Genomic DNA, 13,956 nt, shown 5'->3' with positions numbered 1-13,956 from the left:
CGATGGCGAGGGGGGATCAGACAGGCGGGGCTACGGATCCGGCGGTCGCAACCGCCGAAACGGTGCCGCTCGGCAAGCGCGTACGCCGCCTCGCCGGCCAGCTCGGCCCCTCGCGCCTCGCCGCGACGATCCTTCTCCTCGCGGTCGCCGTACTGATTGCCCGGATGGGCTGGCAGATCCCGTTGATCCGCGATGCCGAACGGGCGCTTTATGACGCCCGCGCAACGGCAATGGCGCCGCACGTCGGGCAGGACAAGCGCATCGTCCTCGTCACCTACAACGACGAAACGCTGTTCAACACCGGCATCCGCTCACCGCTGGACCGCACCATCCTCGCCCGCGCGCTCGCCAATATCGACGCGATGGGTGCAAAGGCGATCGGCATCGACATCCTGTTCGATTCCCCGCGCCCGGACGACGCCCTGCTCAAGACGCAGCTGCGCGCGATGCACACGCCGACCTGGCTCGCCTATGTCGAACAGGCGAGCAATCCCGACACCATCTACTATGAACAACAGAAATTCCTCGAAGCCTTCCTGGACGAGGTCGCGACCGATCGCACCCGGCCGACCAGCGTTCTGTTCCGGACCGATCCGGACGGCGTGATCCGCAACTGGCCGCCTCGGCCGGCGGGCTTGCCGCCGCTGATGGCGAACGCGCTCGCGCCCGTCGAGCGGGCTCATGCAGCCTTTCAGGGCAATATCCGCTTTCGCGTACCCGCCCGCGCGGCGGCCGGACAGGAAGAGCCGGTCTTCGCCAACCTTCCCATCGACACCTTCGCGCTGCCTATGGATGAGGAGATGCGCGCGGGATTTTCGGAGCTGGTAAAGGGTCGTTACGTGTTGATCGGCGCCGACGTCGTCGACAACGATCAATTCAACACCCCGCTCAGCCGCTTTCCCGACCCCCTGACCGGTCGGTTCGAAACGATGATCGGACTCGCGGTTCACGCGCATATGCTCGCACAACAGCTCGATCGCGCGTGGACGCGCCCCATTGCCGGCCCTGCGCTCTGGGTCATGGCCTTGCTCGTGGTGCTGGCGGGCGGGGTCACCAGCCTGGTCGACGCCCGCGCGCGATGGGTGGTGCTGGCCTTCCTCGTACAGGTCGCCTTCTTCGTCGCCTTTCCCTTCTGGTTGCAAGGACAGGGGATCGACACGACGACCCTGCCCGCCTTTGGCTGGGCGCTGGGCTGGCTGTTCGGCTATGCGTCGGTCGGCACCGCGGCCCGCACCATCGGGTCGCGCCAGCGCGCCTTCGCGCAATCGGCGCTTGGAAAATATCTGCCGGTCGACGTCGCCGCCCAGATCATGCGCGACCCCGAAAGCCTGTCACTGTCGGGCGAAAAGCGCGAAATCTTCTGCGTCTTCACCGATCTCGAGGGCTTTACCAAGCTCAGTCACGCGACGACGCCGGAAACGGTCGCGCGCCTGCTCAACGCCTATCTCGACCGATTGTCCGATATCGTGCTCGATCACGGCGGGACGATCGACAAATTCGTCGGCGACGCGGTCGTCGCCTTTTGGGGCGCGCCGCTCGCCCGCCCCGACGACGGTCAGCGCGCCGCCGCGGCCGCGCTCGCCATGTACGAAGCGGGCGAAGCCTTCCGGATCGAGATGGCCGACGGCGTGCCGCCGATCGGCATGACCCGCGTCGGGCTGCATGTCGGCGATGCGATCGTCGGCAATTTCGGCGGCGAGGACCGCATCCAATATACCGCGCTCGGCGACAGCATGAACACGGCATCGCGGCTCGAATCGGCGAACAAGAGCCTTGGGTCGGGGGTCCTGATCTCGGCCGAGGCCGCCGCCCGTTCGGGACGCGACGATCTCGTGCCGATGGGCCGGGTCACGTTGCGCGGGCGCGCGCGGCCGGTCGACGTGCTGACCCCGCGTCCCGACCTCGACACCGATCAGCGCGCCCGCATCGCCGCGATGGTCGCGGCCCATGCCGCCGGCCGAAAAGCCGAATATGTGACCTGCGCCACAGCGGTGCGCCGCGAATTCGCTCAGGATGCCGCCATATCGTTCCTGGTGGACCGCCTGGACGAGACCGAAAAGGGAGAAAGCTATGTCCTGTCCTGATATCTTCGTCCGCCGCCTCGGCCTGGCCGCGTTTGCCGCCGGAATGGCGGTCGCGGTGGCCGGCACCGCCGCGGCGCAATCGATGGTCGTCCGGTCGACCGGCCCGTCGGCCGGCAAATATCCGACCGGCAGCAAGCTCAAGGGCGCCGACCGCGTGACGCTGGTCGCGGGCGATCGCGTCGTCCTGATGCAGAACGGCAAGACCCGGACCCTCAGCGGCCCCGGCACCTTCAGCGCCGGCGGCACGGTAGAGGCGAACCAGACCGTCGGCACCACCGTTGCCCGCATGCTGGCCGCCGGACCGCAAGGCCGCGTGCGCGGCGGGGTCTCTCGCGGCCCGGCCGACAAGCCGCTGCCGCCCAACATCTGGGTGCTCGATTACAGCGAGGGCGGCCCTTTCTGCGTCGCCAATCCCGCCAGCTTCCTGCTGTGGCGTCCCTTCATGGAAACCGACCAGCTGCTGAAGATAGAGCGGGACGGAAAGAGCGAGACGATCGCCTTCGTCGCCGGGGCCAACTATCGCAAATGGCCGACCGAGGCGATGCCGCTCGCTTACGATGTCGACTACCGGCTCTCGGGCGCCGGGCTGGCCGCGCCAGTCACGGTCCGCTTCGCCGCCATGGAGGCGATACCCGCCACCGCCGAAGGCGCCGCCGAAGCCCTGATGGCAAAGGGCTGCACGTCGCAGCTCGACCGACTGGTCGACGCGATGTCGGAGGCGGAGGCCGCGGGGGGCTAGGAGGGGGCGGACTGCATTGATGCGGTTCGGCCCATCTGATATCCAGGGCAGGAAAGCCGCCGGATGAGCGGACAGTCCTTTCCTTGGGTCGACAGGATTCGCGTTGCCGCACGATGCGGCGACGCTTGCCGATGGGCGCGCACCGCGATCGCGGACGTGCCCCAGCGCAAGGGGTGGTGATGACGGACGTGGGGGCTTTTGCAGTTCATCCGGGCGCGCGGCGCCGAACCGGGCGGATCCTCGCCGGATCGGCCGGGCTGGTTCTCGCGGCCTTGCCCGGACTGGCGGCGGCGCAAGCCGTACCGCAGGGTCCGACGCGCGAGGAAATCCAGCGCCCGACGCTGCCCCCCGCGACGCCGCCCGCCGAGCGAGTGGTGGCGGCCGACGACGCGATCGAGCGAGCGCCCTGCCCGCTCGCCAATCCCGAATTCGCCGGCGTCCGTATCACGCTGCGCCGCGTCGACTTCGCCAGCGTCGAAGGCATCGATCCCGCCATGCTCGAGTCCGCGTGGCGGGACCGGGCAGGACAGGATCTGCCCCTGTCGGTCGTGTGCGACATCCGCGACCGGGCCGCGACCCTGCTGCGGGCGCAGGGATATCTCGCCGCAGTCCGCGTCCCGCCGCAGCGGATCGAGGACGGCGTGGTCCGGCTCGACATCCTGGCGGCGCGGATGTCGCGGGTCGAGGTCCGGGGCGATGCCGGCGCCAACGAAGGGCTCCTCCAGCGCTACCTGTCGCGCCTCGACGACGCGCCGGTCTTCAACATTCGCGAGGCCGAACGCTATCTGCTGCTGGCGCGCGATATCCCGGGCCTGGACGCCCGACTCACCTTGCGTCCCGGGGCCCAGCCGGGCGAGGTCGTCGGCGAGGTGCTCGTCGCGCGGACCCCGGTCATATTCGACGCGAATATCCAGAATTTCGGTTCGCGCGATGTCGGTCGTTGGGGCGGCATCGCCCGCGCGCGCTTCGCCGGCCTCACCGGCATGGGCGACCTGACGACGGTCAGCCTCTATTCGACCGCCGACGTCCATGAACAGCAGGTCGCGCAATTCGCCCATGAAATGCGCGTCGGCGGCGACGGCCTCCGGCTGGGCGGCAGCTATACCTACGCCTGGACGCGGCCCGACCTGCCCGCCCTCGCGATCAAGTCGAGGACGCAGGTAATCAGCCTCTTCGCATCCTATCCCGTGACGCTGACGCAGGCGCACCAGTTCACCGTCGGCGGCGGGCTCGACCTGATCAATCAGGACATCGGCCTGGGCGGCGTTCCGCTCAACCGCGACCGGCTGCGCGTCGTCGGGGTGCGCGCCGATGCCAGCTGGATCGACCCCGCATCGGTCGCGGGCCGCGACGGCTATAATCCCTCCGAACCGCGCTGGTCGCTGTCGACCTCACTGGAAGCGCGCCAGGGCCTGGACATCCTCGGCGCCAGCGACGACTGCGGGCCATCGGGGGCGGCCTGCTTCGCGGCCGGGCGCGTTCCGCTGTCGCGGATCGAGGGCAAGCCCGACGCATTCGTGCTGCGCGCCAATGCGCTCGCCGAATGGCGCCCGACCAGAATGTTCGCCCTCTCAGCCGCGCCGCGCGCGCAATGGGCGAGCGATCCGCTGCTCTCCTACGAAGAGTTTTCGGGCGGCAATTTCACCGTCGGGCGCGGCTACGACCCCGGCACGATCATCGGCGACAAGGGCGTCGGGGTCGCACTCGAGGCGCGCTACGGCTCGCTGGTGCCCGCGAATATCAAGGCGTTCGCTGTGCAACCCTTCGTCTTTTTCGATGCCGCTTGGGTATGGAACAAGGACGCCGCCTTTGCCGGACTCAACCCTCAAAAGCTTTATTCGGCAGGGGGCGGAGTGCGTCTGGCCTACGGCGACAAGGCGCGGCTCGACGTCACCGTCGCCGCGCCGCTCAATCGCCCCGACCTGCTCGCCCGCCGTCCCGACCCGCGGCTGCTCGTGACCCTGACCACCCAGTTCGGCGCCCGGGCGCGCTGACCCGTGACGCTTGCATCGAGGATGACTGCCATGCGTGCCTCCATCGCCACCCAGCCGACCCGTCGCGGCAAGCGCCCCCTGCTCGAAAGCTGCGCGATCGCGGCGAGCCTGATCGCGCTCGCGCACGGGGGCCCGTCGCGCGCCCAGGTCGCCGGCACGGGCCAGGTCGTCAGCGGCAGCGGCACCATCTCGCCTCCCGCCGCGCTCGGCCCGACTGCACCGCCCAATTCGACCCAGGTCGAAGTGGCGACGCCGCAAACGATCATCAACTGGACCCCGACCGACAATGCGCCGACCGGGGGGGCGATCGACTTTCTTCCTGCGGGCAATACGCTCGAATTCTACGGGACCGGCGATTATACCGTCCTCAACCGCTTCGTCGACGCGGGCGGAGGGTCGCTCGCCAGGCAGGTCGCGCTGAACGGCACGGTGAACAGCTACATCGGATCGCGTTTCGCGACCGGCGGCAACGTCCAGGGCGGCAACATCTGGTTCTATAACGCCGGCGGCATCCTGATCGGCAACGGCGCGGCGATCAACGTCGGCAGCCTGCTGTTGACCGCCAACGACATCGACACGACCGGGGGGCTCTTCGGCGGGGGCGGAGAAATCCGCTTTCGCGGGGCCGCTGGTACCTCGGGGATCCAAATCGCCAGCGGCGCGACGGTCAATGCCGCCGTCGCGGGCAATCCCGGGGGCAGTTATGTCGCCTTGGTCGCGCCGCGCATCGTCCAGAGCGGCGCGGTCCGGGTCGACGGATCGGCCGCCTATATCGCCGCCGAGCAGGCCGATATCCGGATCAACGGCGGGCTGTTCGATATCGATGTGCTCGTCGGCGCGGACGGCGGCAATGCGATCGTCCACGACGGGTCGACCACCGGTCCCGCGCACCAGCAAGGGGACTTCGACCAAAGCCGCATCTATATGGTCGCCATTCCCAAGAACGATGCGGTGACGATGCTTGTGGCGGGCGAGGTCGGCTATGACGACGCCGTCGTCGCGCAAGCCGACCCCGATGGCGCGGTCGTGCTTTCGGCGGGCTATGGCGTCACGGCGGGCCAGATCGACACCGACCCGGCCAGCGACGTGGCAGCGAACATCACGGTCGGCGATACCCTGTTCCGCAGCAGCACGACCGCGCACGCAAGCGGTGCCTTCGCCGGACAGCCGGCGAACCCCATCCCTCCCGCTCCCCTCCCCGGATCGCCCACTCAGGGGCTGCTCTGGACCGAAGGCGACGCGAGCTTTACCGGCGACGCCAGCGCAACGCTCGTCGCGGCGGCGGGGCAGCGGGTCGGCGCCGACGGCGGCCTCGTCTTGCAATCGGGCGGCACCGCCGATGCGCCGGGACAGGTCGTGGCGACCGTCGTCGGCGGGCAACTTGCGGTGGGCGGCAATCTCGAGCTTACGGCATCGGGCCGGCAACAGGCGGACGGGTCCAGCATCGGCGGCGACGTCGGCCTGTCGATCACCGACGGCGACGTCCAGGCGGGCAGCGTCTATCTGACCTCCACCGGTCAGGGCGGCATCGGGGTCGACGGCTCGGGCGGCGACGGGATCGGAGGCTCCGCGTCCCTGCTCGTGTCCGGCGCCGCAACGCTGGTCGCCGGCGACATCGCCGTGCAGTCGGTCGGGCGCGGGGGCGGACTGATCTTTTCCAACGGTTTTGCGACCGGAGCCGCCGACATCGGCGGGGACGGAACCGGCGGCACAGCCACGCTGGCGGTCGAAAACGGCGCGAGCCTCGTGTCGAGCGACGGCATTTCGGTGGGTTCGACCGGATTGGGTCAGACCGGCGCCATACAGTCCGGGACAGGGACCGGCGGCATCGCTGCCCTGACCCTCACCGGCTCGGGCTCCACGATCGCGTCGCCCTCCACCAGCGTGTCGGCCGACGGCTTCGGCGGCCAGACATATTCACAGCCGATTGTACCGGACGTCGCGACGCAGAATGGCGGCGATGGCATCGGCGGCAATGCCTCGATGACCTTCACCGGCGACGAACTCACCGGCGCGGCGCTCGGCGAAACGATCGTCTCGGCAAGCGGAGAGGGCGGCGGCTCGAGCGATTCCGACACGATCACCGGGGGCGACGCCCGCGGCGGGGCGGTCACCGTCTCGCTGGCCGGGCCGCTGACCGTGACCACCGATGCGGCCAGCCTGTTTGCCACCGCGCTCAGCGGCGGCGGCACGTCGCTTGGCGGCACAACCGCGATATCCGGGAATGCTCAGGGTGGTTCGGTCGACCTCGCCGCCGCCGACTTCGGCGTTTTCCAGGCGAATGGCGACCTCATGCTTGCCGCCGACGGCACGGCGGGGATCAGCGAAAGCCTCGGCAGTGGGACCGGGGGCACCATCGACATCGGTGCGACCGACGGTGCGGCAATCCGGACGCTCGGCCAATTATCTGCGCAGGCCAATGGCGGAAATGGCGCGGCGGTCACGGCGATTGCGACCGGCGACGGCACCGGCGGCACTGTCGACATCGTCGCAGATGGCGGCACGGTCGGCGCATTATACTACAGCGTCCATGCCGACGGACAGACGGTCAATGCACAGGGCAGCGGCGGCATCGCGCAGGGGGGCTCCGTCGCCGTCCTTGCCGCTAACGGCGGGTTGATAGAGGCGACCGACTCGGTGGCGTTCAACACGTTCAGCGCACAGGCCCAGAGCGGCGCCAGCCTGGGCGGCGCCGCGGCGACCGGTGGCACGATGCAAATCATCGCCGATGCGGGCACGATCCGCCTGCCTGGCTATACATCGCTATCGACCGGCGGCGTCGCGGGCGGCAATTTCGATTTCGGCGGACCCGCGCCCACCGGCCGCGGCGGCACGCTGGTGATACGGACCGTCGCCGAACCCTCAAACGACAGCAGCCTGGCATTCGACGATCTCCAGGCCGACGCCGACGGCAGCTCGTATACCGACGTCGAAGGCTCGCCCGGATCGGGTACCGGCGCCGGCAACGGCCTGGGCGGCAATGTCACCGTCGATATCCAGGGGGGCAGCCTCTCGATCGCCAATGCCGCCTATGTCAGCGCCGACGGCTATGGCGGCGGGGTCGGGCCGAACAGCGGCACCGGTACGGGCGGCACGGTCGCCTTCACGCAGGGCGGCGGCGATGTGACCGCGGGCGATCTTTATGTCAGCGCCGACGGCTTCGGGGGCTTCGACCCGGTTGCTGCCGGCGATGGCTTTGGCGGTACCGCCACGATGACCCTCGCGGGCGGGACGCTGACCGCCGCCGACGTGATCGTGTCGGCGGACGGTGTGGGCCAATATGGCTTCGATGGCGACGATTCGGATACCGCCGACATTCTTGCCGCGGGCGATGGCGGCAACGGGACCGGCGGCACGGCGGCGATCACCCTCGACGGCAATGCCCTTGTCGAAACGAGCACTTTGGCGGCGCTGGCCACCGGCACCGGCGGCGACGGGGGCAGCTTCTTCAATTACAACGGCACTGTCGGCGCGGGCGGCGACGCAGGCAGCGGCACCGGCGGATCGGCGAGCGTCGACATGCTCTCCGGCACGCTGACCACCAGCTCGCTGGCCATCGACTCGGGCGGCAGCGGCGGCGCGGGCGGCAGTGTGCTTGAATATTTCAGCTCGGGCACGATCGTCAGCATCGGGGTCGGCGGTCGCGGCGCAAGCGGCCAGGGCGGCACCTCTACCCTCACCCTCGCCACCGATGTCGAACCGGGCGCAACCGTGACCGTCGCCTCGCAGGGCACTGGCGGCGGCGGCGGCAGCGGATCGACCGGCGGCAATGGCGGCGATGCCGGGGGGGGCACGGCCCGGATCGTCGTGACCGACCATGACGCGGGCACGCTGCTCGCCACGGTCGATGCGTCGGCGAACGGCGGCGCGGGCGGTTACGGCGACAATGGCGCGGGCGGCGACGGCGGCGATGCGACCGGAGGCACGGGACGCGTCGAGGCGACGGGGCCGAACGCGCGCGTCGCTGTGACCCAGGCAAATTTCATCACCGGGGGCCGCGGCGGCAACGGCGCGTTCGCGAACAGCTATGCGGGCAGCGACGTCGCCATCGGGCCGGCCGGCGGGTCCGGCGGCGACGGGACGGGCGGCACGATCGAAGCCGTGGCGAGCGAGGGCGCGGTGCTCACGCTCGCGCCCGACGCGAACGGGGTCATCGCGTTCGGCAGCACCGGTACCGGCGGCGACGGCGGCAACGGCGCCTTCAACAACTATGGCACCGGGCTGTCGGGCGGCGCAGGGGGCGACAGCGGATCGGGCAGCGGCGGCACCGTGCACCTGCTCGCGAACGGCGGCACGGTCACGTCGGACGGCGAAGCGGTGACGATCGACGTCAACGGCGTCGCGGGGACCGCCGGAAGCGGCGGCTCCGGGACCGATGCGAACGGTGCGGCGGGCCTTGCGGGCACCACCGCGGGCGGCCGCGCGATCGTTGAGGCCAGGGTCACGTCGGGATCGACGGCACAGGTCGATCTTGGCGACACCCGAATCAGCGCCAATGGCGAGTTGGCGGGACGGATCGAGTTGATCTCCGACGGTGCGGTGACCCTGGCCAGCCTCGCCGCCGAAACGCTTGGGGCAGCGCCCCCGACCAACAACGACACCGGCGCTGCCGACACGGGAATCTTCGTCGGCGTTTACGGTGGGACCGTCCGGACGACCGGTGCCACCACGCTGGTCAGCGACGGGTCGGTCGGCGTCTATGGCCAGGCGAACGGGGTTTTCGATGTCAGCGCCAACCTCGACATCCAGGCCGCCGACCAGGTCGATATCCGTCACGACGACCGCGCCGGTACCGCCCCGACGATCCAAACGGGCGGCGACCTGACCGCCATCGCGGGAACGGGGATCAGCGGCAGCGAGGGAAGCCTGCTCGACGCCGGCGGCACGCTGACGCTCACCGCCACGGCGGGCGGGATCGGCGTCGATCGCCTGCACGGTGCCGACATCTTCCTCGACAGCGCCGGTGCGACGCGCGTCGAACATGCCGAAGCGGACACTGATCTGACCGCCCGGGCGGCGAGCTTCGCGACCGGGCTCAATTCGATCGTTACCGGCGGCAATATCGACATCAATGCGCCGGGAACGGTCGACCTCGGCAACTCGACGGCGGGCGGCTACGTCTTCGTCGTCGGTCAATCGATCGCCTTCAACGCGATCGAGGCGGGCTCGACGGTGGCGCTCAATGCCAACGGCTTCGGCGCGGCCGACGGGATCGACGGGGTCGATATCGCGGCCGGCGGCCCGATCGTCCTGTCGGGCCGGCATGTCGCGGTGGCGGGCACGGTTTCGGCGCCCGATACGCTCGCGATCTCCGCCAGCGCCGGCAACGCACTGGTCGGCGTGTCCGACGTCGGCGGCGACATCAGCGTGTCGGCAAGCGACAATATCGACGGAATCTACCGCGCGGGCGGCAATGTCACCCTGACCGCCGGCGGCGACGTGACCGCCGAAACCGACGCGACCGGCGGCTATATAGACGGCAACGGCAATGTCTCGGAAGGCTATGTTCTCGTCAATGCCGACAACACCGCCACCCTGACCAACAGCAGCGCGGCGACGATGCTCGCCGTACGCGCAGGCAATGCGGCGAGCCTGAACGGTGCGACGGCCGGCGAGGACGTGTTTGTGCTGGCCGGGACGACCGCCGACCTTGCGGCGGTCACCGCCGGTGACGACATAGATGTGACGTCGGGAAGCGGCTTGACCATCGCCGACGCGGCGACGACCGGCAGCGGCAGCGATGCCCGCAGCGTGGTTTATTCGGCGATCGCATCGAACCCGATTCCGGTCCTCCATATCGATGCCGCCCCCCCCGATCTGTCGAACATAACGCTGTCGGCGCCGGCGGCGACGATCGTTGCCGCCGATCTGTCGGCGTTCGACAATCTGATCGCGACGGCGGCGGGCGCGGTGACCGGCGCTGGAACGCTTCGGTCCGGCCTTGCCACCAGCATATCCGGCAGCAGCCTGGCTCTCGGCGCCATCGCCGCGGGCACCGACATCGACCTGATATCAACGGGGGGACGCATTGCCTCGACCGGCGCCCTCGCGGCAGGGCACGACGTCACGATCGCGGCTGCGACCGATGTCGACATCGCCGAGCTCGACGCGGGCGACGATATCGATCTTGCCGCGAATGGCTCGGTGGCCGTGGGCGCGGCCTATGCCGACGGCAGCGGCCTCGACGACGAGAGTGACGGCAGCAATATCGATATCGTCGGCGGCGCCGCAAGCGTCGGTCATGCCGAAGCGGCCGGAGACTTCACCGCCACGGTCGCCAGCTTCGCAACGGGTACCGCCTCGATCATAACCGGCGGCAATATCGTCATCGACGCGTCGGGTGCCGCCGACCTCGGCAATGCGACTGCGGGCGGCTCTATCGACGTCGGAGCGCAATCGATCGCCTTCGTCGCGCTCGATGCCGGAACGACCATTGACCTGACCGCAATCGACGCCATCGCGGGTTCCACCATCACGGCCGGCGGCACCATCAGGATGACCGGCGGCAGCATCGCAGTTGCCGATATCGCGGGGAACGCCTCGCTCTATGCGACAGCAACCGGTGGCCAGGTGGTAATCGGCCAGGCGGACGTTGCCGGGTTTATCGAGATCGACGCCGCGGGCGACATCCAGGGCTCTTATGCGTCGGGCGGCGATATCTCGATGGAGTCTGGGGGCGGCGTCACCGCCAGCGCGACAGCGACCGGTGGCTTTCTGGACCCGGCAACCGGACTTCCGTCGGCCGGCAATCTTTTCGTCGATGCGGCCGCCGACGCGACCCTCACCGATAGCTTTGCGACCGGCATGTTCGGCGTCAACGCCGGAGATTCGGTCACGCTGACGGGCGGCGGTGCCGGGGAGGATCTGTTCGTGCGCGCCGGGACGACCGCCGTGCTGACCAATGTCACCGCCGGCGACGATATCGATGCTGCCGCGGCGGGCGGCCTCACGGCCACCGGGCTCTCGACGACCGGTGGCGGCTCGGACGATAGCGTTCTGGGCTATGACCCCGCGACGGGCTTTACCATCGGCAACGCCGCGCCCGACGGCGCCGACATCACCCTGCTGTCGGCCAATGGCGCGATTGCCGCTAGCGACTTGTCGGCCGGCGACGATATTCTCCTGTCGGCGGCATCCACGATCGACCTTGACGGCGCCGATACGCTAGGGCTCGGCATCGGCGGCGGCGACAGCAGCATCCGTTCCCAGGGCACCTCGGCAACACTTGCAAATCTCGACGCGGCGGACGACGTCGTCATTCAGGCCACGGGCGCGATCAGCGTCGACGGCCCAGTCGCGGCGGGACGCGACATTGCAATGACCGGCGCGTCGACAACGCTCGCGACCCTGACGACCCCGGCGGGTGCGCTCGTCGACACGCTGGCGGCCGGCCGGAACGTCGCCGTGACCACGAGCGGCGCGGTCGACGGCGGCGCAATCGCGGCCTTTGGCACGGTTGCGCTGTCGGCGGGCGACAGCATCGACGTCGGCCGGGTGATGACACAAGGCACGGGAGGCATCGGCCTGAACGGGACGAACGGGGTCGCAGTCGATACGATCGTCGATCAGGGCACGACCATCCTTGCCAGCGCGAACGGCGCGATCGTCGTCGGATCGCTTGCGTCGGCCGGAAGCGTCGACGCAAGCGGCGACAGCATCGCGATCGGTGGAAGCGGTGATCTCGATTTCACCGGTCTGATCGCCGATGTCGGCGATGCGGTCGTCGGCACCAACGGCAATCTGTCGATAGCCGGCGCCGATGTCGCCGGTTTTGCCGACTTCGGCGGCGCGCAGGGACTGAGCGTGACGACGTTGGCTGCGGGCGATGCCCGGCTGGTGTCCACCGGCGGCGATATTGCGCTGACCGATGCAAGCGTGACCGGCAGTCTCGACGCGAGCGCGGGCGGCCTCATCGCCATCGACGGCGCGGTGAGCGCGGCCGCCATGACGCTGGCGTCGCACGATATCGCGATCGGCACGGCGGGACAGATCGGCAGCGCGGGCACGACGACCAGCCTGTCGATTTCCAACAATGGCGTCCAGCAGAGTTTCATCGGCGGCGACGGCGGCGGCGACGGCTATAATCTCGATGCCGACGAAATGGCGCGCCTTTACGGCAGCGATATCCGCATCTTCGCTCCCGTCGCGACGAGCGTCGCGGGCAACACCGCGGGCGGACGCCCGGTCCCCGACGCGGTCATCGGCGCCTTCGCGATGACCGGCGGCGACCCGGCTTCGAACCTGGGCGCCGCCGGATCGCTGACGATCGAAACCGCCGGGCGCGCCGAGGTCGCCGGCGCGGTGGCGCTTACCGGACTGTCCGACGACAACGCGCTGGCTGTGATCGCGGGCGAAGAACTGCATGTCGCGCTGGGCGAGGGCTCGATCCGCCTGAGCGGCAGCGACGCCGCGATCCCCGGCGGCCAGCTGACACTCGACGCGGATACGATCCTCATCGCGACGCGCGGTGCGATGGCGGACGTCGACTCGGCGACCTCGACCGATGCGATCGAAGACCGTCTGGCGCAGAACGATGGGTTCACCAGCGACGATGGTGCGCTTTTCGCCCGGGGGATCGATGCAAGCGCGAACACCGGCTTTTATGTCCAGAACAGCGGTGCCGGCACCGATTTCGACCAGCGCCGGGGTCTGACGTTCGGTGCGGGCGGGCTCAATGTGAACACTGCGGGGGCCGGCACGCGACTCGTCCTCAACGGTGTGCAGCTGGGCCCGCAAGGCCAGGTGACCGGGCTCGACACGATCGCCCTGCTCAGCATCGGTAGCGGCACCCCCACCAGCGCGGGCCTCGAAGCGCGATCGACGCTGAACGGGTGCATCATCCTCAATTCGGGGGCCTGCGCACGCATCGCAACCCCCGATTATGCGATGGAATTTCCGGTACAGGACGTCATCGAAGGCGAGGTGGGCACCGATGGTAGTCCGGGCGACGGCATCCTGCTTCCGACCGCGCTGATTACGATACGCGATATCGACCCGATGACCGGGGCGCCCCTTCTCGACGACCCCGTTACCGGCGCGGGCAACGACGATCTGTGGACCGCGCCCGACCGCGACGAGGACAGCGAAGACAGCGAATAAGCCTTTCGGTTGACGAGCGCCGGTGCCTCACGGCATGGGC

At 69.4% G+C, this 13,956-nt stretch carries 4 protein-coding genes; all 4 read left to right on the top strand.

Translation table 11 applies throughout. The annotated features are described in order from the left end of the window. Positions 1 to 2: 2 nt before the first annotated feature. On the top strand, positions 3 to 2,084 hold the full coding sequence (locus AC58D2_RS09925; protein WP_497389807.1) for a CHASE2 domain-containing protein: 2,082 nt from the start codon (positions 3 to 5) through the stop codon (positions 2,082 to 2,084). Then, a complete protein-coding gene (locus tag AC58D2_RS09920) occupies positions 2,071 to 2,823 on the top strand; it encodes a hypothetical protein (RefSeq protein ID WP_497389805.1) in 753 nt (250 codons plus the stop codon). Before AC58D2_RS09925 ends, AC58D2_RS09920 begins: the two co-directional genes overlap by 14 nt. Positions 2,824 to 3,002: 179 nt before the next feature. Further along, positions 3,003 to 4,817 (top strand): ShlB/FhaC/HecB family hemolysin secretion/activation protein, encoded by a 1,815-nt coding sequence (locus AC58D2_RS09915; RefSeq protein ID WP_497389803.1) that lies wholly within the window; start codon positions 3,003 to 3,005, stop codon positions 4,815 to 4,817. A gap of 30 nt (positions 4,818 to 4,847) precedes the next feature. Then, positions 4,848 to 13,916 carry a hypothetical protein gene (locus tag AC58D2_RS09910; protein ID WP_497389801.1) on the top strand — a complete coding sequence of 3,023 codons (9,069 nt, stop codon included), beginning with the start codon at positions 4,848 to 4,850 and terminating at the stop codon, positions 13,914 to 13,916. The last annotated feature ends 40 nt before the right edge of the window (positions 13,917 to 13,956 follow it).

It is taken from the genome of Sphingopyxis sp. CR5, assembly GCF_059693785.1.
This window is presented reverse-complemented; position numbering and strand designations above follow the sequence as displayed.